Consider the following 24,919-nt stretch of genomic DNA (forward strand, 5'->3'; position numbering starts at 1 on the left):
AGGAAGTCTGAAGGTCCTCTTGAGGCCCGCAATTTGACCGTCTTCAGATTCCGTTAAGAAATCCCTCGAATACTCCTCCTGACGCTACGCCCGGGAGGCGATATTTCATGCCCGACTTTGATTGGAACATTCCTTTGCCATTGCACTTTGGTGCCGAGCAGGACGTCCCCTTGACGCTCAGCCGGGCTGTGCCTGGCGAAAACCAGCGCAGCGTCTTCGAAGGCTTCATCCAGGAGCGGTTTCGACATGCTCACGGTGCACATATCCGGCAATTCATGCCTGAGCTATTCGGTGTCAGCGGTCCGGGCGGAGCGCTCTGTGCGGTCGCGGGGGTACGCCTTGCCGATAGAGAGTCGCTGTTCCTCGAGCGGTACCTAGACGCGCCGCTGCAAACGCTGCTCAGCAGTCCCGAGGATGGCCAGGTGGAGCGCTCTAGCATTGTCGAAGTCGGTAATCTCGCCGCCGCCGACACGGGCAGCGCACGCCTGAGCATCATCACCATTACCTACCTGCTTGCCATGGGGGGCCTGGAGTGGGTGGCGTTCACCGGCAGCATCGGACTGGTGAACAGTTTTCATCGCCTGGGTCTCAAACCTCATACCTTGGCCCCCGCCGACCCAGAGCGGCTCGGTGAGGAGCGGCATCTCTGGGGCAGTTACTATCAAAGCCAGCCCCATGTGCATGTCGGGAATATCCGCGCAGGCTTCGTTCATCTTCGAAACATTGGACTATTCAACCGCCTTGGCCTGCCGACTTGCAGGGCGGAGGGCAGCCATGTCGCCTGAACTGACCGACTTTTGGCAAACACTTCAGGAACATGCCGACCGCAAGCCGCACTGCATTGCCCTGTGGGGGGATAACTTGAAGGTCGACTACAGCACGCTATGCGTCGAAGTTGCCTATCGGCAGCAGCGCTTGCGCGACGAGCAGGCATCGATCGTAGCGCTGGCACTGGACAATGGTGTCGACGCCTTGCTCTGGGACCTGGCCCTGCTGTTTGAAGGCCTGACTTGCGTACCGCTTCCGCCTTTCTTCAGCCCAGTCCAGCGCAAGCATTGCCTCGAGCGCAGCGCAGCCAGCCTGGTGATTGGCGATGCCTGTCTGGCGACGGAGCTGGAAGATGCCGGCTACGTGCAGCGTGGTGAGTTCTGGCATCGGCACTGCACGACCGGCTCGCTTATGCCGGACGGCACCGCCAAGCTGACTTTCACCTCTGGCACCACCGGCACGCCGAAAGGGGTCTGTCTCAGCGCTGCTAGCCTGCTGACTGTCGCCCAGGCACTGCATCAGGCCAGTGCGATGAGCGCCCCCCAGCACCACCTGGCTTTACTGCCATTGGCAATCTTGCTGGAAAACCTGGGCTGTTATGCGGCCTTGATCGCCGGCGCCACACTTAGCCTACCTGGCCTGAAGACATCCGGGATGCAGGGTGCCACCGGTGTCGACGTGCCGCTATTGCTGGGTCTGCTTGCCTCACGTGCTCCGCAGAGCCTGATCCTGGTGCCGCAACTGCTGTTGTTGCTGGTAAGCGCCGCTGAACAGAAGGCGTTCGACCCGACATCCCTGCGCTTTGCCGCCGTCGGCGGCGCCAGGGTTTCCATGGCCCTGCTCACCCGAGCGCAGCGTCTCGGCATGCCCGTGTATGAAGGTTACGGACTGTCCGAGTGTGCTTCGGTGGTGTGTCTGAACCACCCCATGGCCTGCCGCCCTGGTAGCGTCGGAAGGCCGCTGCCGCACCTGCAGGTGCGCTTGGCCGAGGACGGCGAAGTGCAGATTAAAGGATCCGTGCTGCTCGGCTACCTGGACGAGCCGGCCCACACGGGTGAATGGTGGCCAAGTGGCGATCTTGGTGAATTCGACAACGACGGCTTCCTGTACCTAAAGGGTCGCAAGAAGCACCAGTTCGTCACCAGCTTTGGCCGCAACGTGAACCCGGAATGGGTGGAAGCCGAACTGACTCAGCGCGGCCTGATTGCCCAGGCGTTTGTTTATGGTGAGGCCATGCCGCGCAATCACGCACTGCTCTGGCCATCGTCACCCGACTTCTCCGACGAACAGCTGACGAGCGCCGTCAATCAGGCCAATCAGTTGCTCCCCGATTACGCCCAGGTCCATCGCTGGACTCGCCTGGAACAACCCTTTACGCCCGAAAACGGCTTGTTGACTGCCAATGGCCGCCCACGCCGCGACGCCATCATCGAACGTTACCAGCGATTGCTGCACGCCGATGACCTTTCCGAGGAAATCGCACCATGAGCTTTTTCGAATCCTTGCAACAAGAAACTCAGCATGAGCGCCAGGCATTGTTCGGCCTGCCGATCATTAGCGACGCCCTAGAGGGCCAGGTCAGCCTGGCCAGTTACCGGGCATTCCTGACCCAGGCCTACTATCACGTGCGCCATACCGTGCCACTGATGATGGCGTGTGGCGCCCGCTTGCCGTCGCACCTGGAATGGCTACGTAGAGCCGTTGCCGACTATATCGAAGATGAATACGGTCACGAGACCTGGGTGCTGAACGATATTGAAGCCTGTGGCGGCGACAAAGCTGCTGTACGCGACGGTCGTCCTGGCCTGCCGATTGAGCTGATGGTCAGCTACCTCTACGACCTGATCGCTCGTGGGAATCCGGTGGGCCTGTTCGGCATGGTCAACGTACTGGAAGGAACCAGCATTGCCCTGGCGACCCATGCGGCCGGCAGTATCCAGACACGCCTGGAACTTCCAGACAATGCCTTCAGCTACCTGAACTCTCACGGCTCGCTCGACATCGAGCACATGAACACCTACCGACGGCTCATGGACCAGCTGGACGACCCGCAAGATCAGGCAGCCGTCATTCAGGCCTCGAAAGTGGTGTATCGGTTGTACGCCGATATGTTCCGCGAGCTACCCCGTCATGAGGAATCCGCGAATGCGCTTGTCTGACGCCCGCGTGGTATTGACCGGGGCCAGTGGTGGCATCGGCCAGGCGATTGCCGATGCGCTTTGCGCCAAGGGCGCACGGGTGATTGCAGTGTCGCGCCACCGCGACCCGCTGGAGCCCTTGTTGCAACGCTATACACAGAACCTCACCTGGGTGGGGGGCGACCTGACCTTCGCCTCCGATCGCAACAAGATCCTGATGGCTGCCCAGGCCATCGGCGGAATCAACCTGCTGATCAACGCCGCAGGCATCAACCGCTTCGCGATGATCGAGCAACTGGATGACGCCGAGATCCACGCCATGCTGGCGCTCAACGTAGCGGCCCCGATTATCCTGACACGCACACTGCTGCCCCTGCTGCGCGGGGCGAGCCACTCGATGGTGGTGAATGTCGGGTCGACCTACGGCTCCATTGGCTATCCAGGTTATGCCACCTACAGTGCCAGCAAGTTCGCACTACGCGGTTTTTCCGAAGCCTTGCGACGGGAGCTTGCCGACACCTGCGTGAACGTTTTGTACGTGGCCCCCCGGGCCACACGCACAAGCATGAACAGCCTGGCGGCCCAGGCTCTCAACGTCGCCCTTAAGTCGGGCGTGGACGAGCCGCGCGATGTCGCGTCGGCCGTATTACATGCCATCGCCAGCGACCATCGTGATCTGTACCTGGGCTGGCCCGAGCGATTTTTTGTACGCCTGAACAATCTGCTTCCCAACTTGGTGGACCGTGGACTTCGCAAACATCTGCCACTGATCCGTCGCCTTAGTCAGAAACCTGGAAAGGAGCACCTCAAGCCATGAAAAAACTCGCAATTTGCCTGAGCATTGGATTGTTAAGTCAGGGGGCCTGGGCGGCGCTGGATGCCAGCGACCAGCAACGTTTGGCCGATATCCAACAGCGTTGGGCGACGATCCAGTACCAACTCCCCGCCGAGCAGCGCACCGCAGCCTTCGAGCAGCTAGCCACTCAAACCACGGGCTTCACCCATGACCGCCCTACGGCTGCTGAAGCCTGGATTTGGTCGGGTATCGTCACCAGCAGTTGGGCCGGTGCTCAGGGAGGACTTGGTGCGCTGAGCAAGGCCAAAGCGGCCCGGGCCGACCTAGAGAAGGCGTTGAGCCTCGACCCCAAAGCCTTGCAGGGCTCAGCTTACACTAGCCTGGCGGCCTTGTATGACCGAGTGCCGGGCTGGCCGATTGGTTTCGGCGACGCCGATAAAGCAGGTGAATTGCTGCAGGAGGCTTTGAAACTCAACCCCAATGGCATCGACAGCCTGTACTTCTGGGGCGATCACCTCTACCGTCAGAAGAAATACAGCGAGGCCCGCATGGCGTTGCAGAAAGCCTTGCAGGCGCCACCTCGCCCTGGCCGTGAAAGCGCTGATGCAGGGCGGCGCAAAGATATTGAGGCGCTGCTAGCCGATATCCACAAGAAAGCTGACTGAGAGGAGCTCCGGTGCGGCTATTACTGATCGAAGATGACTTCGCGCTCGGCGAGGGTATCCATCAGGCGCTTGGGCGCGAGGGCTATACCGTCGACTGGTTGCAGGATGGGGCCAATGCCTTGCATGCACTGCTCAGCGACCCCTTCGACCTGGCGGTGCTAGACCTCGGGCTGCCACGTTTGGACGGTCTGGAAGTACTACGTCGATTACGTAAAAGTGGTTCGGCACTTCCTGTGCTGATCCTCACAGCCAGGGATGCAACCGAAGACCGGATCGCGGGGCTAGATGCCGGCGCCGATGACTACCTGATCAAGCCTTTCGACCTCGCCGAACTCAAGGCCCGGTTGCGTGCACTGCTACGCCGCAGTGCCGGGCGTGCCAGCGCGCTGATTCAGCACGCTGGGATCAGTCTAGACCCAGGTTCGCAGCAGGTGACTTACAACGGCCAACCCGTGCCACTGACCCCTAAGGAGTACCAGCTGCTGCATGAGCTGCTTTCCCCACCGGGCAGGGTCATGACCCGCGAACGTCTGACCCAGTTGCTGTACGGTTGGAACGACGAGGCGGAGAGCAACACCTTGGAGGTTCATATCCACCACTTGCGTAGGAAACTCTCCACTGACCTGATCCGAACAATCCGCGGGGTGGGGTACCGGATTGAGCAGTGTCCATGAGCTCTATTCGACAGCGAACCCTTACGCTGATTATCGGCTTACTGCTGAGTGGCCTGCTGATAATCAGTCTGCTCAACCTGCACGACAGTAATCATGAGATTGCCGAGGTCTACGATGCCCAATTAGCGCAGAATGCTCGGTTGCTACAGGGCGTGATGCGATTGCCGATGGCATCCCACGAACATGCCGAGCTCTACCAGGCCTTCAACAAGGCGCTGGGTGAAGCAATGCCGAAGGTGGATGGTCATCCCTATGAGAGCAAGATCGCTTTCCAGGTGTGGAACCCCCAAGGTGAAGTGCTGGTGAAAACGGCCAGTGCGCCCAGCTTTCAGCAACCACCGTCCACGCCAGGCTTCAGCGATGTGATTGACTTAAGGCAGCGCACTTGGCGAGCGTTCCTGCTTGAGGACCGAGAAAATAACGTGCGTATCTGGGTAGGCGAGCGTGATGACGTGCGCTCGGACCTGGTGAACCGCATTGTTCGCCATACGCTCTGGCCGAATGTGCTGGGCAGTCTTACTCTTGCTGGGCTGGTCTGGCTAGCGATCGGCTGGGGGCTCAAGCCCCTGGTGGACATGGCTGCGACATTGCGAGCCCGACATTCGGGCTCGCTGGAACCGCTGCAAATGATGCCGTTGCCGTCGGAGCTTGAGCCGATGCAGTCTGCGCTGAACCGGATGCTAGCTCAGATACAGGATACGCTGGGGCGTGAGCGACGCTTCATTGCTGATGCTGCCCACGAGATGCGCACGCCGCTTGCAGTGCTCAGGGTGCACGCACAGAACCTGCTGGAGCCGGGATCCGAGGAGGAGCGTAGTGATTCGCTGCGTCACCTGATCAGCGGTGTTGACCGCACGACCCGCCTGGTAAACCAGCTTCTGACGATGGCCCGCCTCGAACCTGAGGCCCGCATCGTGCCCGGGCCTGTGATCAATCTGGAAAACACCATTCGTGACAGCCTGGCGCAACTCACGGCTTGGCTGCTCGACAAGGGGCTCGAACTTGAATTCGAGGTCGGGCCTGGCGACTATCAGGCCCGGCTCGATGCAGGTGCAGTAACTATTGCACTGCACAACCTCCTGACCAATGCCGCGAATTTTTCACCGCCCAAAGGTCTTATCACGGTGCGGCTGCTCAGCGAGGAGGATCACTTCGAGCTCAGCATCGAGGACGAGGGCCCAGGCATCGATGAAACAGAACGGGACCGGTTGTTCGAGCGATTCTACAGCCGTAAGAACGACCAAGGTGCTGGATTGGGCTTAACGATCGTGCAGACCATCGCACGCCGCCTACAGGGTCAGGTGAGGTTGGAAAATCGTCCTTCTGGTGGTTTGAAAGCAATTCTGGAGATGAAAAGAACGTAGATCTGAATATCCTTTCGTGGGCACCGCTAAGTGCCTGCGATGGATTGGCCGGTATCCCAAAGCGGACACTCCTTCAGCAATTCGGCAGCGAGGGTAGATACGTGTCGCTTTATCCTTGAATCAAAAGCCCTGACCACATCGCGGCGAGGATGGCAACTTGTGCAGGAATGAGGTAGCGGGCAAACTTAAAACCACCATTGCTGAATGCCAGCACACATTTGGTCAGCGCGTTTCCCGTCAACGCCATCATGACCGGCACCAAAAGGTCGACCGCCTCGAGCCGCCCGGCAACAACCAGTGAGGCAACCGATGCGATGGCCGCATGGGCATCGCCCAAACCGCTGACGAAGGCCGCGATACCAAGGCCGTTACGGCCCAGCTGTTGAAGAAGAAACGCCGAAAACAACGCAACGCCGGTCAGGGCTCCGGTGATTATCAGCGCGGTCCAGAGACTGAAGGCGCCATTCCCCTGATGCGCGGCCGAACCACTTGGCGCGGTGCGCCAGGGCGCAAGCACTCCCATACCGCACACTACGGTCACCAACGCACCAAGGCCGATGGGTGTCACAAAGGGTGTCAGCAGGCGCCGCTCAACAAAACCCAGCACTAAGGCAAATTGCGTGAGGGTGGCAAGGTTCGAAAGTACAGCGGCTGCCGCCAGGGATCGTAACGCAGTGCCTTGCCGCCGGGCTTCATGTGCAAGCAACGCAATGGTTGCCGAGCCTGAGGCAAAACCCGATGCGATTGCACTCATGGGCAAACCATATCGCGGCCCCATCAGGCGCACGGCAATATGCCCCAAGGCACCGACCGCCATCAGAAGGACGACCAGCGTACAAATCGTGCGAGGGTTGAGAACGCCGTAGGGCCCCAGAAACCGGTCCGGCGTCAACGGTAGCACCACCAGAGCGACGGTCAGCAGCATCAGGCCGTCGCGGACCTCTTCCTCACTCAGTTGCTGTAGCACGAAATGATGAAGCTCGCGCCGCAAAGCCAGCAGCACGGTCAATATCACACCTACCGCGGTAGCGAACTCTGGCTCGTTTAGGCTCAACGCACCTAGCATCAATACTAGCAACAAGGCGTTCTCGCCGGTTACATCAGGTGCGGCGCCGGCCTGCTTGCTGCCATGCATGTACACCATGAACACCAGGCCCACACTGACAACTCCGACCAGCATCGCCCCCGCCAGCAACATGCAGACGTAGCCAAGCAGCGCGGTGATTGCGAAGGTCCTCAGGCCGGCCGCAGCGTGATCTTCACTGCGGCCTTTTTTGCGCTCGCGTTCAAGCCCCACCAACATGCCGATACCCAGCGCCACGGCTCCATGGCCGATCGTTACGGCGTCGAGCATGGCGTCTTCTGGGCAGGCTTGCGCTTGAGCTCATCACTGCCTTGCTCCAGCGCCATCAGTGCAGGCATGTCGAGAATCTCCACGAGTCGGCCGTGCAGGCTTACAATTCCCAGCGTACGCAATCGTGCGAGCGACCGACACACAGTTTCCAGGCGCAAGCCCAGGTACGAGGCCATGTCTTCCCGGGACATGCGCAGCATGAAACCGTGTGCTGAATAACCGCGGCTGACATAGCGCCTGGACAATCCCGCCAGGAAACTGGCCAGTCGCTGCTCGGCGGTGAGGTTGCACAGCATCAGCACGCGTTCGTGTTCGCGGACAATTTCCCGGCTCATTAAGCGGTTCAGGCTTTGCTGGAGGACCGGGAAGTCACGCGCAAGGGCTTGCAATCGGTGGTACGGGACAGGACAGACCTCGCTGTCCTCCAGGGCAATGGCGTCGCAGACATGACGCTCGGTCGCTATGGCATCGAGCCCAAGCACATCGCCGGGCATGCAGAAATTTATCACCACGCCCTGTCCCTCGACATTGTTCAGGCGGGTCTTGAAGCTACCGCACCGAACGGCATAAAGCGTTGTCAGCGGATCGTTGGCGTTGATCAGCGCGGCCCCCTTTCTAACGCGCATGCGCGGGCCGATCAGGGCGCCAAGGCAACTGTGGTCGTGCACGGGCAAGCCCGTGGGCAGGCACAACCCGCTGACTCGGCAGTCTTCGCACAAGGTCACCAGGGGCTTCAGGTGGATCGGCATTGCCGGATGCGACCGTGCAGGCAGGTCGAGCTGGGTGGCATCCAGTTGGCCGGGCATCATCAGGCTTCCTTCGCGCATGGCAGATCGGCCTGGGCCGGCACGCTGGCACTGGCCATGCCTTTGCCGCTCAGGCCCGCACGCGGTGCCCCGTCGGCAAGCATGTCCAACGAATGCGGTGCGTTGATCCGGGTAGCCAGTCGTTCCACGAACGCTTCGGCCTCGGCGCAGGTATTGAAACCCGCCCGCCAGTCATCCATGCAGACCCACCAGCGATTCTGTTCGGTGTTCTTCTCGATATAGACGTGCATCGGAACCTCCAGAAGGTACATGGCTCAGGGCGTGATGGCTACTTTCATCACGCCGTCACGCTGGTTGGCGAAGAGTGCATAGGCGGCTTCGATGTCATCGAGTCGGAATCGGTGGGTGACCAGCGGTGAAACGTCGACCCGGCCGCTGGCGATCACCGCCATGAGCCGGCGCATGCGCTCTTTGCCACCCGGGCACAGCGTGGTCACGATGCGGTAGTCGCCCAGGCCGGCCGCGAAGGCACCCAGGGGAATGTGCAGATCGGCGCTGTACACGCCCAGGCTCGACAGCGTACCGCCGGGGCGTAGCACACGCAGTGCGCCTTCGAAGGTGGCCTGGGTGCCAAGGGCTTCAATGGCCACATCCACGCCGCGACCGCCAGTGAGCGTCATGATCTGCTCGACCACATTGCCTTGCTTGAAGTCGACCACATGGTCGATACCTAGCCGGCGCGCTACGCCGATCCGTGCGGCAACCGTGTCGACGCCGATGATGGTGGTGGCACCCAGCAGCCTGGCCCCGGCGACTGCACACAGGCCAATCGGCCCCAGGGCAAACACGGCCACGGTGTCGCCGACGGTGACGCCACCGCGCTCGGCGCCGGAGAAACCGGTGGACATGATGTCCGGGCACATCAGCACCTGTTCGTCGCTGAGCGGGTCGGGAATGGGTGAGAGGTTGGCCATCGCGTCTGGTACGCGAACGTATTCGGCCTGGCAGCCATCGATGATGTTGCCGAACTTCCAGCCGCCAATGGCCTTGAAACCATGCGGGGTGCCGACGCCGTCCTGGGACGCACAGCCACACAGGCAGGCATTGCTGTGGCCACTGGGGGTGATGGCCCCGGCGATGACTCTTTGCCCTTCATGAAAACCCTGGACCTGCGAGCCCAGCTTCTCGATGACGCCCACAGGTTCGTGGCCCACCGTCAGGCCCTTGGCCACCAGGTATTCGCCACGCAGGATATGCACATCGGTGCCGCAGATCGTCGTGCTGGTTATACGAATCAACGCGTCCAGCGGGCCGATGTTGGGTATGGGTTTTTCATCAAGCACGATGCGGTTTTTCTCGATGAACACCGCGGCTTTCATGAGCGCCATGGCACGCCTCCGAGGCATTACGTGGTTATTGTTGATGTCGGTTCAGCGTGCGCCGCAAATGGCTCAAGACTTTGACCAGCGTCAAGTTCGAGCGCCCAGGAGATTACCGTTCGTCTGGCGAGTACTGGAGTTGATAAACATCAAACCCGGAATGCGGCAGTGGCCGATGATCCAGAGACGCTTCCCAACCTGCAGAGGTGTGCCATGGACAACCCGCAAAGACTCCTACTGATCGCCTCATCGCTGATGCGTCGCACGCCGGCCTTCGACCGCGCGGCAGCGCTAGCCAAGGCCAAGGGCATGGCCTTGCACATCATTGCTTTCGACTACCTCGAGGGGCTTGCTACAGCAAGCTTGGTCAATGACCAGGCGCTGGCCGTCTTGCGCGAAGGGTATGTGCAGCAACACCGTGAATGGCTGGAAACTCAGGCGCTGCCGATGCGGCGTAACGGTTTAACGGTCACTACCGAAGTGGTGTGGGTGCAGCGTCCGCTGGATGAGATCCTCATTCACTTGCGCGAGCAACCCTTCACCATGCTGATCAAGGCGTTCGAACATGAACCCTGGTGGATCCGTGCGATGTTCACGTCGCTCGATATCCAGCTATTGCGTGAAACCCGGATCCCAGTGCACCTAGTGCATTACGCCCGCCATGCGCTGCCGCGCAAGATCCTCGCGGCCGTGGACCTGTCCCAGCCAGAGAACCAGTTCGAGGGATTCAACGACCAGATCATCAGCGAAGCGCTGAAACTGGCGTTGCAGTGCAATGCCCAGATCGAATTGCTGTACGCCTATGACGCGGGATCGATGTACCTGGACGCAGCGGGTGGTCGACCGCACTCCTACCTGTTCGACGCCAATCGTGCCCAGACCCTTCATGAGGCGCAGAGCGAGGCATTCCAGGCACTGGCCGAACGCAATGGCATCGCCGCCGAGCACCGTCACCTCCGGCTGGGGGACCCTGCCAAGGTTCTTGGGCTGTTCATGGAGCACAACGACATCGACGTGCTGGTGATGGGCCGCTATCACCACCATGGCATTGGCTGGTTCATCGGCAGCACCGCAGAGCGGGTTATGTACAGATTGAACAGTAGTGTACTGGTGATTTCGCCCGAGCACTCCCAGGGGTGAGGTACAAGGCCCGAAAGGGCCTTGATTTCAGGTGCGCAGATCGAGTTCGTGCAGGATCTCGCTGACATCGCCAGCCAAGTAGCGCGAGGTAAATCCCAGTCCTTTGGTCAGGCGATGCATGGCGTAATTGTTCGCCAGATCCCTGGAGATCATACAGTGATAACCATTTCGCTGCGCGGCTGCGATCAGATGTTGCATTAAGAGACTGCCCAGCCCCTTGCGTTGCCATTCTTCGCTTACAGCCAGTGCGCATTCGCAATTCCGGCTTTCGGGAATAGCAGCATATCGGCTGATCCCGATCTGCCGTAGTTGGCCGTTTACATGGGCCAGTGCGACGTAGGCCATGCGCCGCTGATAGTCCACTGGCATCAGTTGGGTATCCAGGCCTGGCATGCCGCTGCTCAGCCCAGCGATGAAGCGAAAACGGCGGGCCTCATAAACGATGGTGCTCACAAACCGTTGGTCCCTTTCATGGTCTTCCTCGCGCAGCGGACGGATCAGTACCGCTGAACCGTCTGAAAGTTTTTCTACCCAATGCTCGCACGCGCCTGGTTGTTCAGCCGGCCGCCTTTTCATGTCGCCTCCCGATTGCCCGGTCGATGCTGTGTGCTGTCGTTGTACCGTGGCTGGCGGATTTGGATCTGACAATCGTCAAGTTCGCGCCTGGGTGAGGCATTTCTGATTTGTATCAAGCGGCAATGGGCCTGCTTTCGCAAAATCGCTACATCATCCCGCCCGTTGCGTAAGCCCGGAGGTCCACCATGGGTCAATATCGACAATTGCTGGTGCTACTCACTGAGGTCAATCCGCATTCAGCCGCGCTGCGAAGGGCGCTGGCGCTGGCGCATGCCAACGGTGCCAATGTGCACGTGCTGGGGTTATTCGAACCGGTTGAGGAACACCTGCTACGGGAAGAATGCCTGAGCGAGGCCGACATCAAGCGCCAGTTCGAGCAATACCACAAACAGCTGGCAGGGTTGATCGAGCGGCATCGCCACAGCGGCGTCACCCTGACGCACGATAGCCTCAATGCAGACGACATCCGTAGCCAGGCGATCGACTACATCAGCGAACTGCAGCCGGACCTGGTGATCAAGAATAGCGAGTCCGCCCCGGCCATGGCACGGCTGTTCGGTACCCCGCTGGACTTTGCCCTGATGCGGGGCTGCAAGGGCATGATGCATTTCGTGCCCTCGGCTGCCGTGTCGCTACCACAGCGCATCCTGATCGCCGTGGACACCTCGTTCAGAGAAGCGCCGAGTGCCCAGGAGCGCTTCAATCGTGGGCTGGTCCGCGCTGCGCAGGCCCTGGCACTTCAGTGCGGCGCCCAGCTTCACCTGCTGTCGGCCTATGACCTGTCCGGAGTGTTTGCCTCGGACATGAGTGTCACCGAGGCGTGGATCGATGAGATGCGCAATGCCCTGCAGGAGCCTTTCCAGGCGTTGGCCGATGCCGAAGGCGTCGCGCCGGATTGCCGACATTTCGTGGAAGGTAGCCCCGTGCAGGTGATCCGCGAGCAGGTTTGTGCGCTGGACATCGACGTGGTGGTCATGGGGGTCGTGCAGCCCCGGGGGCTGGCCAAGCTGCTAGGCGACACCACAGAACGTATCGTCAGCCACCCGCCCTGCAGCGTGCTGACGGTTCACCCTCACGTGGTTGATACCTGGGAGCCGTGACCATGGAACTGACATTTTTAGGTGGCACCGGTACCGTGACCGGTAGCAGGTTTCTACTGACCCACGACAGCACCCGGATACTGGTCGACTGCGGGTTGTTCCAGGGCTACAAGCAACTGCGCCTGCGCAACTGGGAACCGCTCCCGACGGCGCTACGCAAGCTAGATGCCGTGGTGCTGACCCATGCCCATCTCGACCACAGTGGCTATCTGCCGGTGCTGGTGCGCGAAGGCTACACCGGCCCGGTTTATGCAACGCCGGCAACCTGCGCCTTGGCGGAAATCCTATTGCTCGACAGCGCCCGGTTGCAGGAGGAGCAGGCTGAGCATGCCAATCGGCATGGCTACTCCAGGCATTCCCCGGCACGCCCGCTGTATACCGAGGAGGATGCAAAACGGGCCTTGGCGCTGTTGCGCCCTGTAGAGCTGCACCATGCGACCCCGATCGCCAGGGACATGGTGTTGTTGTTGCGCACAGCCGGCCATATCCTGGGGGCCGCGACGGTGCAGCTCAATACCGCAGGCCAGACACTGCTCTTCTCGGGAGATCTGGGGCGCCCGCAAGACCCGATCATGTGCGCACCCGAGCCGGTGGGCGCAGCGGACGTGCTGCTGGTGGAGTCTACCTATGGCGATCGCAAGCATCCCGCGCAACCCGTCGAGCACTACCTGAGCCAGGTCATCAACCAGACCCTCCTGCGCCATGGCATCACCCTGGTTCCGTCATTCGCGGTGGGGCGTGCCCAACTACTGATGTACTACCTGTACAAGCTCAAGCGCGATCGGCTGATACCCGACATTCCGGTCTACCTCAACAGCCCGATGGCCACCGACGCCACCCTGTTGTACCAGCAGTTCAGGCATGAGCACCGCCTGACGGCGGACGAGTGCGCAGCGATGTGCCGGGGCACGCACATCATCCGCACGGTGGATGAGTCCAGGCGACTTGACCAGTTGCGCGAGCCGGCGGTGATCATTGCCGCCAGTGGCATGGCGACCGGCGGTCGGGTTCTGCACCACCTCAAGGCGCTAGCGCCCAACCCGCGCAACAGCCTTCTTTTCTCGGGTTTTCAGGCCGGGGGCACGCGTGGCGCCGAGATCGTCGCGGGGGCGCACAGTGTGCGTCTGCAGGGTGAGGATGTCCCCATCAGGGCACAGGTGCATGCCATGGAAAACCTTTCGGCGCATGCCGATTCCGACGAAATCATGGCATGGTTGCGCGGTTTCACCCGGCCGCCGCGCCACACCTACGTCATTCATGGCGAACCGCACGCCGCCGACACCTTGCGGCGACGCATCAGCCAGGAGCTCGGTTGGCAGGTTGACGTGCCCGAGTACCAGCAAACCGTTTCCATTGAGCCGGTGCGCTAGCCGGTGCGGGAGGTTGTGATGGATACCCAGTCGAGGGCGAAACTGCGGGCCTGGATGCATCGACCCAGAGGTAGCCTGGGTTGGATCGTGGGCATCGTTACATTGCTGGTCGCGGCGTCTGCCTACCAAGCCGTCAGCCCCCCCTGGCGCCTGCCATTGCAGAGTCCGGCGGTGCTGCTGACCTTGCTGGCCTTGAGCGTGGCGCTGGGATGGGCGGTGCAGCGTGCCATGAAGCGCACGGTCGGCAAGGCCATTTTCACCGGTCGCGCCACCCACTGGCAGGCCAGGCTTGGCTTCCTGCGCTCGGTGTCCAGGGAATCGAACATCTTGCTGGGAATGTTGGTGCTGCTGGCCCTCCTCAGCGCGGCCACCCTCTGGCTGGCGGGCCGCTCGGTGGCGCATATCGTAGAACGTTGCGAGGCCAACCTGCAGGCCCAGGTGGACATCCCCGGGGACGCGCGGCTCGGCGCAGTGGTCGGCAAGCCTGTATGTACTTGCCTTGCGCAAACCTTTCTTGATCGCAATGGGGTGATCCGCCTGGCCTTGTTCGAAACGCCGCTGCAGGGGGTGAGTACGTTCGAGCCCCTTACGCCAGTGGACGAGCAGCGCTGCCTAGAGCAGTTCGACCTGCTTCCTCAGGCGGCTCACGCGGTTAAACCTTGAGTCAGGCCGCACGGGCAAAGCGCGGCGGCCGTCCGGTGGCCGCCGCACCTGCGCTTCAGGCCAGCGCCAGGCGATGGATGACCATGGTTGGATCATCCGGGTCGGTCATCGTGGTAAATCCCGCCGCCTTGGCCAGCTCACGCATCGCCTGGTTGGCGGCTGAGTCGATCGAATACATCTGCCGCAATCCGCTGGCCCGCGCATGCTCGACCAGATGCCCGAGCAACAGGCGACCCAGGCCGTGGTGCTGCCAGCTGTCGAGTACGGTGACGGCGCACTCGCATTCATCCGTGTCGGCACAGGCGGCGTAGCGGGAGATACCGACCTCCCGCAACTCGCCATCCACGTGGGCCAGCGCAACGAAGGCCGCTTGTCGGTTCTGGTCAACCTTCATCAACTGGTCGAGCATGGCCTCTCCGGGCTCCTTGAGCTGGCCCAGGAAGCGAAAGTGCCGCGACTCCGGTGACAGGCGTTCGATGAAGGCCTTCTCGCGCTGGCGGTCGTTGGCCTGCAGTGGCCTGACCAGCACATGGGTGCCATTGTCGAGGGCTTCGATCCAGTGTTCGCCCGCAGGCGCGGGAAATGGGGGAACGTGGGCTTTACGGGAGGTTTCGGCGGGTGCCATGGCGGTATCCTCGAGTGTCGGAATGGACAGGAAGGTCCAGTTTCGGCCTCTGCTCCTTTGCTGGCTTGATTTTCATCAAGCCGGGTGGGGAGTAAGTACAACCCTTGGTCGGTGCTTGCGGCAACGCCGAGCGAAGCGGCTAACTTATAAGGATGAGCCATGAACGACGTGGAGTCTTGAGCATGTCCGGCTTGGCAGATCAGGGGGCAAGGCCCCATGTGAAGTGCCTTGCATGTACATTGAGCCGGCTCTGCCTACCCGCCAGCCTCAGCGCTGACGAAGTGGATCAGCTGGAACGTATCGTTCGGCGCAACCGCCCGCTGAAAAAGGGCGAGTACCTGTTCAAGGCCGACGAGCCCATGGAGCATGTATTTGCCCTGCGCTCAGGGGCGATCAAGCAGTACCTGCTCGACGCCGAGGGCAACGAGCGGGTCACCGGCTTCGTCCTGCCGGGGGAGTTGCTCGGCCTGGATGCCATCGGTGCGACCTGTTACCGGAGCTATGCGCTGGCACTGGAGGTTTCGCTGGTGTGTTCCATCAGGCTGGATCAGCTGGTCGACCTGTCAGGGCTGATCCCAGGCTTGCGCTACCAACTCTTGCACATGCTGAGCCTGGGTATCCAGGGCAAGGACGAACACCTGCGCTGCTCCCACGGGCGAGCCGACCAGCGCCTGTCGATTTTCCTGTTGGGCTTGTCGGCGCGTTACCACGAACGAGGTTTGCGGGCAGACGTGTTCACCCTGCCCATGTCCCGCAGCGACATCGCCAATTATCTAGACCTGACGCTTGAAACCGTCAGCCGGCTGTTCTGCCGTTTCACCCAGGCGGGGTTCGTGCACTGTGTCGGTCGGGAAGTACGCATTGTCGACCAACCAAGCCTGGTCAACCTCAGCCGGCTGGAGGAGCCCACCTGAGAGCTGCCAACACCCTATCATAACGTTGCACCGGCCCCGCCAGGGCTGCGTAGCCATCGGTGATCGGATCGTGAACGTGATCTGTACGCAGCCAGATGCACTGTGGTGCGACCCCTTTTTGCCAACAGGTGCGCGCCACCTGGCGGGCTACCTGCGGCGGTGCGCAGCAAAAGACGGTGTCTGGCCGGAACGCCTCCAGCTGGTGTGCCAATTGCAGCCAACCGCTACAACTTTTGCGCGGAAGGGTGGATAGCGTCGAAGCCCATGCAAGGCACTCGAGGGGCAGGTGTTCAAGCGCAAAGCCTTCATGCAGCAGTCGCACCTGCACCCAGGGTAACCAGCAGCGAATTTCATCCAGCGCGCAAAGTAGCGTCAAAACCCCCTCGCCACGTGTAACGGCCAGCAACCTTGCACACTGCAACGGAATCGGCCAGCCGTTGCCCAGCGGGCCCGAGTAACCCAGCAAGGCTTCGACCTGCCCCAGTGCCTGGGCCTGGTGGGTGGCCACGATGAACCGTCCCGCCGCGCCCGGCAGGCTGATGTAGCCGCACAGCCAGCGTTGGTTTCGATGGGTCAGCAGGCAATACTGACCGGGCATCGCCTCGGTACGCTGCGGGCCGCATAGCGCTAGGCGCAAGCACTGTTGAGCACCGGGTGCCGGAAGCATTTCCAGCAAACGGACACGTCCGCTATTGTACTGGCCCATAGGCGCCTCGCATGAATTCGGAGTGACGACCCTGTTTTTAGGCTAAGCGCTTGCCACCGCACGACCTTGACTATGATCAAATCGCCAGGCGACGGTGGCGGCCGCTGGTTGACAAAGGTCAAGTGCCGGTTGACCTCCAAGCGCAAGATCGAGGCGTCTCCACCGGAGACAGCACTCATACGAGGAGGTCGCCATGTCCGAAGTAGCCAAAAAAGTACCTGTTACCCCCGCAGCCACCCAGCCAGCCAAGGCTTCGCCGTCCGGCGTCGAACCATCGGACCTGTGGCGGCCGTTTCAGCAGTTGCGACGCCAGATCGACACCTTGTTCGAGGATTTCGGGCGCCGGCCGTTGCGTATGCCGTTCAGCCACACGCCATTCGATATCGAGCCCTTCTGGCGTCGTGACCTGTTCACCCATGGCCTGCCGGCGATGGATATCAGTGAGCTGGCCGAGGAGTACCGGATCAGTGCCGAATTGCCCGGCGTGGACGACAAGGATATTAAGATCAAGCTCGTCAATGGCAACCTGTTGATTCGCGGTGAGAAGCACGAGGATGTCGATGAAAAGCGCAAGGAGTATCACCTTTCCGAGCGGTACTACGGAAGCTTCGAGAGGGCGTTCCAATTACCCCGTGAAGTCGACGCTGAAAAGATCCATGCGCAATTCGCCAAGGGGGTACTGTTGGTCCACTTGCCCAAGCGCGCCGAAGCGATTCGCCCTGAAAAAGTGATTCCGATCAGAAGCAGCAAGTGATCAACGGTACGTACCGCTTTCAGGGGCAGGGATGCTCCGCTATTAAGTGCATGTTTCACACCTGGATCGTAATGCCTTCTCGCACAGTAGAAGTGGCAATGACTCAACATGTCCGACATTGCACAACGGTACTGGACGCCACACTCGCACACGTAAGTCGCCTATTTGGCTTTCCAGTATTTCTGCATTTCTAGGAACAGGAATGAAGCTGTCCAGGTGATGAGCACTAGCCCCGTCAATGCTTGCAGGCCGGTGAGGTATTTAAGATGGCCAGTAGGGGCGATGTCGCCGAACCCTATTGTGGTATAGGTGGTGAAGGAAAAGTAAACGCAGTCCAGGAAACTGCCGTCGAAATTGCCACTGAGGCTACCCCAGCCCTTGGCATGGGCCATCAGGTAATACGCCAAGGCAAAACACCAGACCTCCAGGGCATGGGCCAGGAGCGCACCGAACACTCCTGCCACAATGCGAAAGCGGCTCCACAGCTTCAGACGGGGTAGCCAGTCATTCAGGCGCAGCAGGCACTCGTAGTGAATAATCACCACCAGAATCACAATCAGCATGTTGATCAATGTGACGGTAAACATGCTCGATGCTCAGGTCGGAGGGGCTTCATCGGTGCACGTCGACTAGGTGATAGGTTATAGGTTCTCCGGCCTGCGGCCGCAGCGCTTGGAAGTCTTCCGGCGTGATGGTTTCCCTGGCCAGCAGCAGTCGTGCCCCAGCATCCAGGTCGGCACGGCGCTGCTCGAGCAACCTCATAGCCCGGGTGTAGGCCTCTTCAAGCAGGCCCCGAATGCCCAGGTCGATTTCACGCGCAGTTTGTTCGGAATAATCCTTGTGCGCCTGACGCAATAGGGGCTCGCCAAGGTAAGTGGCCTGTTGTCGCTCCAGCACGGCTTGGCCCAGCTCCACGCTCATGCCAAAGCGGGTGATTAGTTGTCGGGCAATGTCGGTGGCACGCCCCAGGTCGTCGGCGGCACCAGTGGACACTTGACCAAATGCCAGGCTTTCCGCGGCTCGCCCGGCCATTAGCACGACAATACGATCGCGGAGCATCTGAGCACTGATCAGGAAGCGATCATCGGTCGGTCGTTGCAGGGTATACCCCAACGAGCCGGCAGCACGGGGAATGATCGATACCTTGTGCACCGGGTCCATCGACGGCAGACTGCTTGCTGCCAGGGCATGTCCCATCTCGTGGTACGCCACGACCTGACGTTCATCCTCACGCAGTACGTTGCCTTTGCGTTCCACGCCCGCCACGAGTCGCTCGACGGCCACGGTGAAATCCTGCAACTCAACCCATTGGCTGGCCCGCCGAGTGGCGACGATGGCGGCCTCATTCACAAGGTTCGCCAGATCGGCGCCGGTAAGGCCCGGTGTTATTTCTGCGATGTGTTCACAATCCAGATCATTCTTATAGACGATCTTGTGTAAGTGAACCTTCAGGATCGCCAGGCGGCCCTTGCGGTCGGGCCGGTCGATCAGGATCTGCCGGTCGAAACGACCGGCGCGCAGCAGCGCCGGGTCCAATACCTCCGGGCGATTGGTCGCCGCCAGCAGGACGACGCCCTCGCGCGGGTCGAAGCCGTCCAGTTCGGCCAAAAGCTGATTGAGCGTTTGCTCCTTTTCGTCATTGCCGCCCAAACTGCCGATCCCGCGCATCTTGCCCAGGGCATCTAGCTCATCAATGAAAATGATGCAGGGCGCGGCTCGTCGGGCCTGTTCAAACAAGTCGCGTACTCGCGCGGCACCTACCCCCACGAACATCTCCACGAACTCCGACCCGGAAATCGAAAAGAACGGTACCGCCGCTTCCCCGGCAATGGCCTTGGCGACCAGTGTCTTGCCGGTACCCGGTGGGCCGACCAGCAAAATACCCTTGGGTACGTGAGCACCCAAGCGGGCATAGAATGCCTGGTTCTTGAGGAAGGAGACGATCTCGGTCAGTTCTTCCTTGACGTCATCTACGCCGGCCACATCGGCGAAGGTGACCTTGATATCACGATCGATATAGACACGTGCGCGTGACTTGCCCACACTCATCAGCCCGCTTAGTCCCTGTTTCTTGGGCACGCCACGAAACAGGAAGTACCAGAGCACCAGCATCATCAGCAGCGGTATTAACCAGCCCACCCAATTGGCTAGGGTGTTGCTCTGGGCTGCCGCAGTAAAGGTTACGTTCGAGCGCCCCAGTTTCTCGCTCAGCCACGGGTCGACCCGCAACGTGTAAAACATCGAACGCCCATCGATGGGTTCCTGCAACGTGCCCAGGATGCGGTCGTGCTTGATCCGCAGATCACTGACCTTCTGCTGGTCCAGTAACTGTAAAAATTGACTGTAGGAGATGGCCTGCGCTGCTGGTTGGCTGAACAGGCCGAATTGGACGGCGGCGAGCGCGGACAGCCCGATCGCCAGGAAACAAAGCTTCCACGGCTGCGCTTTGTTCATGACCCTATCTCTTGATGGCTGCAAGACTAGGCGATCAGCAAGTAGTCTTCGACTTTGCTCACGCCGGGTACCGACCAGGCGGCGCGCTCTACCACCTCCCGTTCACGCAGCAGATGCACCTTGCCTTCCAGCCTCACCACACCACCGTTTACGGTAATGCGGATGCCTTCGGCCTGAATTTCGGCGCTGCGCTTGAGCGCATCCTCAATATGGCGCCTGATATCGCTGGCATTGGCCCGCGCCTTTAAGGTGATGCGATTGTGCACGTTGATGACGCCCGACAGGCGCCATACCGCCTGTTCGATCACTTCCTTCTGGTACTGCCAGTCCAACTCACCTTCCAGGGTTACTGTGCCTTTTTGCACGGTGACCTTGATCCCTTCCACATTGGCATCCGAGCTCCAGGCGATTATGTTCAGCGCTCGGCTAGCTATCGTATCGTCGGCGGTACCCTCCAGCTTGTTCGGCCGAACTTCGATTTCTTCGGCAAGCCCACGCACGCCCCTCATGGCCTTAACGGTGCGCTCGGCACTAATCTTCTGGGCATAACTGTTGACATGGCCGGAGAGCGTAACCACGCCATCCTGCACTGCCACACCTATGCAGGCAGCATTGATTTCGGGTTGGAACTCCAGCTCTTCGAGCACCAAGTCGCGCAGGTTTAGATCGTTCATGATGGTCTCCGGGTTCTGTTCAATGGGTAACCTGAGTCCCTGTTTCTACTCTCCGTGGGTATCACGCGATTGATAAAGATCAGAACTCACGCGTTGTTTCATGGGATTGATAAATGTCAGGCATCTGCGTGTGTACCTGCCGATACTCAAAGAGATTCGAGTCCGGCGAGGGCATCTGCATGCGACGCTTTTTGCTTATCGATTTATCCAGCTTGCTGCTGGAATCTGCAGTGGGATGTACGCCTGGCGGCGCTGAATGCGAACGACTGGTCAAGTCGAATGCAATTTCGAATGCAAACAGGTGGTCAGCTTCGGTGAGTCTCACTGGTCAAGTACGGCGCAATTTCCCACTTTTTCGACCCACTTAGCTACGAGGGCTCGGTCATGCTACTGGAGGAGATCTACATCATCATCTTCGCGGTTTTGGTCGCTGTGGCCTTTGAGGTCGTGGGAGTCACATGGGCATGCGCTTGGGTCGGCTCAGAAACGCTCTTCATTGCCCTGACAGCGAACAGTGCAAGACTCCGAGGGCCATCAGGTAGCAACTGATGTACAGCGGGTTGCCATCGCCGAAGGCAAGCAGCGAAGTAGCTAATTAGACATGCTTCATTGGAGTACGTCACATGGCGCCAGGTACCTGGTGGGCACTCACGCCCTAATGGACATCATTGTGACAGTACGCTAGGTTGCTCGGATTACCAGAAGTTCGATGGACGAATACCTTGGATTTGATCGCAGAATTCATCGCGCGGTACCGCAAGGAATACGATTTTTACGAGCAAGCTTGTCGAATGGTTGCTCAGGCGTTGGAGGCAAATCTGCGCTCCGCTGGTGTGCGAGCTATAGTTACATCACGCGCCAAAAATCATACACGGTTGGAAGCTAAGGTTCGCCAACGTGAAATTAAGCGTCAATACCAAAACGTTTCTGCGATATTTGAAGATATTGTAGATCTAGCGGGGGTGCGGGTTGCTCTCTATTTCCCTGGCGAAAGGCAGGAAGTAGGTCGTATTGTTCGATCGCTCTTCGACCTGACAGAGGACCCGAAAGACTTTCCTACTACGGCCGACCCGTCTTATAAAAAACGTTTTTCAGGCTATTGGGCGACGCACTACAGAGTGGTTTTGAGAGAGTCTTCGCTCCATGAATCTCAACAAAGATATGCAGAGGCTAAGGTAGAGATTCAAGTTGCTTCAGTACTTATGCACGCATGGTCAGAAGCCGCTATGCTATGTACGATAAAGTTAGGCGGGTGGAGTCCACGCCCTCCATGTCTCTCGTTGCAGCGAATGACTCCTACCTTCAGCATGAGGCTATTGGGGAGTTTATTCAGTTGTGGATTGAGTATGAAAGGATTTTGTTTGAGGCTTCAAAAGATAATTATCCGAATTCGCGCCACTCAAGTTCTGTGATACGTCCGTTCGAGATCCTGCGCCAGTCATTCCCAGAAGTTTATAATTCGTTTGGGCAAGCAGCTCAACGACTGCAGAAGTTTCGTAATTTTCTGGTCCACGGAGTTGAAGTGCCAGGACCTGAAATCATTAAGTCAGCTTCTGAAGAGTTGCGCGGGTTGATTAATCTGTTGAAGTAGAGAATTGCGTGAGAACGCTGGGGAGTCAAAAAGCTGGCTCCCCAAGCAGATTCACTGCGGCGAAATTAGGACTGCTTGAGCATCAGCCGCAGCGAGGGCATTGTCTAGGGTTAGGCTACCAGCTGTAGTTGAGGGGCGAGTGCAAGGTAGTCTTGGGGCATGGTAGCTAGGATTGCGGCGATCTTCTCTCGTGGCAGCTTCTGATCGAGCAAAGCTTCAAGCTTGCCGAGCCGTTCCCGGACGGCTTGAGCACGATCCCACTGAATGCTGAATCGCTTGGCCGCGACTTTTTGTTCCACAAGTACCAGGTGTCGGTTGAGATCATAGCTATAGCGCATGGTGACCTTGCTAGGCGCACCGTCATCGTCTGCCTCTTGGAAGGTCATCTCGAACACTAGGCCCTGAGAGGTTTTCCGGGCCGAGGACTCGACGTAGACCTCCTCGAAGAGATTTTCGATGAGCTCACCGGGCTGAACACCACGGGTTACGTGAAGAGTCGAGAGCTCATCAACCAACATTTTGATGGATTCAAGACTCATTTCAGCATTCTCCTCAGTTCGTCGATGATCACTTCCACGTCCTCAATTGACCTGGTCAGCAAGCCATTGTCGCGGTCAGCAACCCTACCGAATTTCTTCGCCAGCTTGGTGTTGATAAAGCTCACCAGTATACCGTCGTTAGGTGTGTTCGCTTTCACCATCGGCAGGTGGTTTTTGAATATCGGATAAAGGGTAGAAGCTTTCTCTGGGATCTGCAGGTCGCTGAGCAAGGTCGCGACCTCGTCTTGAGCCTTCTTCGTCAGGATCTCGCGCAGCTGTTTGCGAGCGATCTCAGGCCGCTTCTCCACAAGGTTGGGGTCTATGATCTGAGCCGCTTTCTTCGTCTCGGCGTTGAGGAACACGTTCTTCAGCTGTGCCAAAACATCCGCGTCGTAGCCCTCAAGGCCAGTAAGCGCCTGGACTTTCTGGGTCGCAATGGATTCGACCTCAGCCCTTTTCTCGGAAAAAATCTTGTTGAAGTCCAAGTCTGCAAGGTAGGAGTCCTGGTCACTGACAAACGCTTCGGAGGTGGAAACACCACCCAGTTCCTGCTCTTTGCGGGTGTAGTCCTCATCCGTGATGGTGTAGTCGCGGGTCCGTTGGTGTTTTGCCCGATCAACCTCAGTCTGGAAGGCCGTCCACATCGCGTCCAGACCGGTCTCCTTGTGATAGATCACCACGGCGTTGTTATCGATCTCAAAGGCCGTGATTTCTTCTTCCGGAATCGCCCGCAGGACCCTGCCGATAATCTGTGCAAAGGCGTTTTCGCTTCGGTAGGGCCGGAACAGCGCGAGAACCGTGAGGTACCGATGATCGTAGCCTTCCATCAACATGTTCACGGAGATGACGACATCGCATTGGTGGTTGTCGATCACCCGAAACGCTGCAGCGATATCGGCCTGGTCCATGTAGCTGTGCACGACAGCCACAGTCAGATTCTTGGATTGATACCAGGTGCGTAGGTCTTCGGCATGGGTGATGCTGCAACCAACAGCCAGAATCTTGTGCGGTACTTCTGGGGAGGTTTTCCGAAGCTCATTGAGCTTTTGAATGCTCAGGTCGATAACGTCCATCGAGCATTCTGGAGACAAAGCGACACTGCGCTCTACCCACTCTCGGTCTTTATATTCGAGGACTTGCTCCTTGGAGAGGCGGGCCCCCGGCTGCTCAGCGATTGTGAAATAGAGCTCGTGGGCACTAACGGTCTCTTTTCTCAGCCATTTCACATACCGATCACGCATCACCTCAGACAGTGGCGTCTTGTGGATCAGTTTTCCTGGCACTTCCTGGTTGTCGCCACGGAATGGGGTCCCCGTCACGAAAATCTTCTTGGCGTTGGCGAAATGGGCCAAGGTCTTCTGCCAGCTGCCCGCCGGCGCATGGTGTCCTTCATCGATAATGATCAGGTCGAAGAAGTCAGGAGGCACCCGCTTTATGAGTGATTGTCCGCGCTCGTTGTACACCTGCTGAATGTTCGAGTAGACGAAATGGGCCTGCTCCAGGCTGGCCTGATGCGTGTCGGAGGTGAATTCGCAGGTGACCGGTAGATCCTCGGCACTGAAGATCACATCAAAATTAATCCAGAAGTTGTCTTCCAGCAGATCCTGGGTCTTTCGAATGCTCTGTTTTGTGACCAAGCCCGGTGTGATGATCAAGACGCGGCCCTTGGCCAGGCCGAACGGCACAATGGAAATCAGCCCGCTTTTGCCCGTCCCCGTTGGCAGGACGATCAACGCATCCTCATTGGAGCTTTCGAAATGCTCCTGCGCCTTGATGTAGGCCTCGATCTGGGGGCTACGCAGCTTTTTATTGCCAAGGATGTTGGCTGCCGTATCGGTGAAATAATTCATAGACAGTCGTGGTTCCTATTGGCGGCGCGCGCCAAGGTGCCCGCTCGTTGAGGGAGTG

The 24,919-nt window shown here is 59.3% G+C and carries 26 protein-coding genes; 14 read left to right on the forward strand and 12 right to left on the reverse strand.

Annotated elements, in window-relative coordinates:
• The first annotated feature begins 107 nt into the window (after window positions 1-107).
• Genes IX761_RS12880 through IX761_RS12910 form a run of 7 tightly spaced genes read left to right on the forward strand, consistent with a single transcriptional unit; the run spans window position 108 to window position 6,405 of the window.
• Entirely contained in the window at window positions 108-785 is a 678-nt protein-coding gene (locus IX761_RS12880; protein WP_194789967.1) for a thermostable hemolysin, read from the forward strand.
• Entirely contained in the window at window positions 775-2,256 is a 1,482-nt protein-coding gene (locus IX761_RS12885; RefSeq protein ID WP_194789968.1) for an AMP-binding protein, read from the forward strand. The genes IX761_RS12880 and IX761_RS12885 overlap by 11 nt, the downstream gene beginning before the upstream one ends.
• Window positions 2,253-2,927, forward strand: a complete 675-nt coding sequence (locus IX761_RS12890) for a TenA family transcriptional regulator (RefSeq protein WP_194789969.1) — start codon at window positions 2,253-2,255, stop codon at window positions 2,925-2,927. The genes IX761_RS12885 and IX761_RS12890 overlap by 4 nt, the downstream gene beginning before the upstream one ends.
• The gene (locus tag IX761_RS12895) at window positions 2,914-3,723 is read left to right on the forward strand and encodes an SDR family oxidoreductase (RefSeq protein WP_194789970.1); all 810 of its coding nucleotides are present in this window, start codon (window positions 2,914-2,916) and stop codon (window positions 3,721-3,723) included. The genes IX761_RS12890 and IX761_RS12895 overlap by 14 nt, the downstream gene beginning before the upstream one ends.
• Window positions 3,720-4,367 (forward strand): hypothetical protein, encoded by a 648-nt coding sequence (locus tag IX761_RS12900; RefSeq protein WP_194789971.1) that lies wholly within the window; start codon window positions 3,720-3,722, stop codon window positions 4,365-4,367. The genes IX761_RS12895 and IX761_RS12900 overlap by 4 nt, the downstream gene beginning before the upstream one ends.
• Before the next feature lie 11 nt (window positions 4,368-4,378).
• A complete protein-coding gene (locus IX761_RS12905; RefSeq protein WP_194789972.1) occupies window positions 4,379-5,041 on the forward strand; it encodes a response regulator in 663 nt (220 codons plus the stop codon).
• Window positions 5,038-6,405: an ATP-binding protein gene (locus tag IX761_RS12910; RefSeq protein WP_194789973.1), complete on the forward strand. Its 1,368-nt coding sequence runs from the start codon at window positions 5,038-5,040 to the stop codon at window positions 6,403-6,405. Before IX761_RS12905 ends, IX761_RS12910 begins: the two co-directional genes overlap by 4 nt.
• A 109-nt stretch (window positions 6,406-6,514) precedes the next feature.
• On the opposite strand, the gene IX761_RS12915 is transcribed toward IX761_RS12910, so the two are convergent.
• The 4 genes from IX761_RS12915 to IX761_RS12930 are packed head-to-tail and all read right to left on the reverse strand — an operon-like array spanning window position 6,515 to window position 9,914.
• Window positions 6,515-7,759, reverse strand: a complete 1,245-nt coding sequence (locus IX761_RS12915; RefSeq protein ID WP_194789974.1) for an MgtC/SapB family protein — start codon at window positions 7,757-7,759, stop codon at window positions 6,515-6,517.
• A complete protein-coding gene (locus IX761_RS12920) occupies window positions 7,744-8,565 on the reverse strand; it encodes a helix-turn-helix domain-containing protein (protein ID WP_194790042.1) in 822 nt (273 codons plus the stop codon). The genes IX761_RS12915 and IX761_RS12920 overlap by 16 nt, the downstream gene beginning before the upstream one ends.
• A 2-nt stretch (window positions 8,566-8,567) precedes the next feature.
• Window positions 8,568-8,816, reverse strand: a complete 249-nt coding sequence (locus tag IX761_RS12925; protein ID WP_194789975.1) for a hypothetical protein — start codon at window positions 8,814-8,816, stop codon at window positions 8,568-8,570.
• A gap of 24 nt (window positions 8,817-8,840) precedes the next feature.
• Window positions 8,841-9,914, reverse strand: a complete 1,074-nt coding sequence (locus tag IX761_RS12930; protein WP_194789976.1) for an NAD(P)-dependent alcohol dehydrogenase — start codon at window positions 9,912-9,914, stop codon at window positions 8,841-8,843.
• Between the two features lie 204 nt (window positions 9,915-10,118).
• Here IX761_RS12930 and IX761_RS12935 point away from each other — a divergent pair, with 204 nt between their 5' ends.
• Window positions 10,119-11,045, forward strand: a complete 927-nt coding sequence (locus IX761_RS12935; RefSeq protein WP_194789977.1) for a universal stress protein — start codon at window positions 10,119-10,121, stop codon at window positions 11,043-11,045.
• 27 nt (window positions 11,046-11,072) lie between these two features.
• Here IX761_RS12935 and IX761_RS12940 read toward each other — a convergent pair whose 3' ends face one another.
• The gene (locus IX761_RS12940; protein ID WP_194789978.1) at window positions 11,073-11,621 is read right to left on the reverse strand and encodes a GNAT family N-acetyltransferase; all 549 of its coding nucleotides are present in this window, start codon (window positions 11,619-11,621) and stop codon (window positions 11,073-11,075) included.
• A gap of 185 nt (window positions 11,622-11,806) precedes the next feature.
• Here IX761_RS12940 and IX761_RS12945 point away from each other — a divergent pair, with 185 nt between their 5' ends.
• Genes IX761_RS12945 through IX761_RS12955 form a run of 3 tightly spaced genes read left to right on the forward strand, consistent with a single transcriptional unit; the run spans window position 11,807 to window position 14,754 of the window.
• A complete protein-coding gene (locus IX761_RS12945; protein ID WP_194789979.1) occupies window positions 11,807-12,721 on the forward strand; it encodes a universal stress protein in 915 nt (304 codons plus the stop codon).
• Between the two features lie 2 nt (window positions 12,722-12,723).
• Complete coding sequence (locus IX761_RS12950; protein WP_194789980.1) at window positions 12,724-14,091, forward strand: MBL fold metallo-hydrolase RNA specificity domain-containing protein; 1,368 nt, start codon at window positions 12,724-12,726, stop codon at window positions 14,089-14,091.
• An 18-nt stretch (window positions 14,092-14,109) separates the two neighbouring features.
• Entirely contained in the window at window positions 14,110-14,754 is a 645-nt protein-coding gene (locus IX761_RS12955; RefSeq protein WP_228533514.1) for a hypothetical protein, read from the forward strand.
• Window positions 14,755-14,809: 55 nt separating this feature from the next.
• Here the strand turns inward: IX761_RS12955 and IX761_RS12960 are convergent, their stop codons facing one another.
• On the reverse strand, window positions 14,810-15,379 hold the full coding sequence (locus IX761_RS12960; protein ID WP_194789981.1) for a GNAT family N-acetyltransferase: 570 nt from the start codon (window positions 15,377-15,379) through the stop codon (window positions 14,810-14,812).
• A 182-nt stretch (window positions 15,380-15,561) separates the two neighbouring features.
• Here IX761_RS12960 and IX761_RS12965 point away from each other — a divergent pair, with 182 nt between their 5' ends.
• Window positions 15,562-16,293, forward strand: a complete 732-nt coding sequence (locus IX761_RS12965) for a cyclic nucleotide-binding domain-containing protein (protein WP_194789982.1) — start codon at window positions 15,562-15,564, stop codon at window positions 16,291-16,293.
• Here IX761_RS12965 and IX761_RS12970 read toward each other — a convergent pair.
• Window positions 16,268-16,999, reverse strand: a complete 732-nt coding sequence (locus tag IX761_RS12970) for a hypothetical protein (protein WP_194789983.1) — start codon at window positions 16,997-16,999, stop codon at window positions 16,268-16,270. The two genes, IX761_RS12965 and IX761_RS12970, sit on opposite strands and share 26 nt — an antisense overlap.
• A 193-nt stretch (window positions 17,000-17,192) precedes the next feature.
• Between IX761_RS12970 and IX761_RS12975 the strand changes: the two genes are divergently transcribed.
• Window positions 17,193-17,753, forward strand: coding sequence for an Hsp20/alpha crystallin family protein (locus tag IX761_RS12975; RefSeq protein WP_194789984.1), 561 nt, complete (start codon window positions 17,193-17,195; stop codon window positions 17,751-17,753).
• 161 nt (window positions 17,754-17,914) lie between these two features.
• Here the strand turns inward: IX761_RS12975 and IX761_RS12980 are convergent, their stop codons facing one another.
• The 3 genes from IX761_RS12980 to IX761_RS12990 are packed head-to-tail and all read right to left on the reverse strand — an operon-like array spanning window position 17,915 to window position 20,881.
• Window positions 17,915-18,340 (reverse strand): potassium channel family protein, encoded by a 426-nt coding sequence (locus tag IX761_RS12980; protein ID WP_194789985.1) that lies wholly within the window; start codon window positions 18,338-18,340, stop codon window positions 17,915-17,917.
• 25 nt (window positions 18,341-18,365) lie between these two features.
• Window positions 18,366-20,207, reverse strand: coding sequence for an ATP-dependent zinc metalloprotease FtsH (ftsH, locus tag IX761_RS12985; RefSeq protein ID WP_194789986.1), 1,842 nt, complete (start codon window positions 20,205-20,207; stop codon window positions 18,366-18,368).
• 26 nt (window positions 20,208-20,233) lie between these two features.
• Window positions 20,234-20,881: a BON domain-containing protein gene (locus tag IX761_RS12990; RefSeq protein ID WP_194789987.1), complete on the reverse strand. Its 648-nt coding sequence runs from the start codon at window positions 20,879-20,881 to the stop codon at window positions 20,234-20,236.
• Window positions 20,882-21,603: 722 nt separating this feature from the next.
• Here IX761_RS12990 and IX761_RS12995 point away from each other — a divergent pair.
• The gene (locus IX761_RS12995; protein ID WP_228533515.1) at window positions 21,604-22,293 is read left to right on the forward strand and encodes a RelA/SpoT domain-containing protein; all 690 of its coding nucleotides are present in this window, start codon (window positions 21,604-21,606) and stop codon (window positions 22,291-22,293) included.
• Window positions 22,294-22,582: 289 nt separating this feature from the next.
• Here IX761_RS12995 and IX761_RS13000 read toward each other — a convergent pair whose 3' ends face one another.
• Together IX761_RS13000 and IX761_RS13005 are read right to left on the reverse strand one after the other, a co-directional pair.
• Window positions 22,583-23,011, reverse strand: coding sequence for a hypothetical protein (locus IX761_RS13000; RefSeq protein WP_194789988.1), 429 nt, complete (start codon window positions 23,009-23,011; stop codon window positions 22,583-22,585).
• The gene (locus IX761_RS13005; RefSeq protein ID WP_194789989.1) at window positions 23,008-24,861 is read right to left on the reverse strand and encodes a DEAD/DEAH box helicase; all 1,854 of its coding nucleotides are present in this window, start codon (window positions 24,859-24,861) and stop codon (window positions 23,008-23,010) included. Before IX761_RS13005 ends, IX761_RS13000 begins: the two co-directional genes overlap by 4 nt.
• Window positions 24,862-24,919: the final 58 nt, after the last annotated feature.

The sequence above is a fragment of the Pseudomonas sp. UFMG81 genome (assembly GCF_015354575.1).
GTDB lineage: Bacteria > Pseudomonadota > Gammaproteobacteria > Pseudomonadales > Pseudomonadaceae > Aquipseudomonas.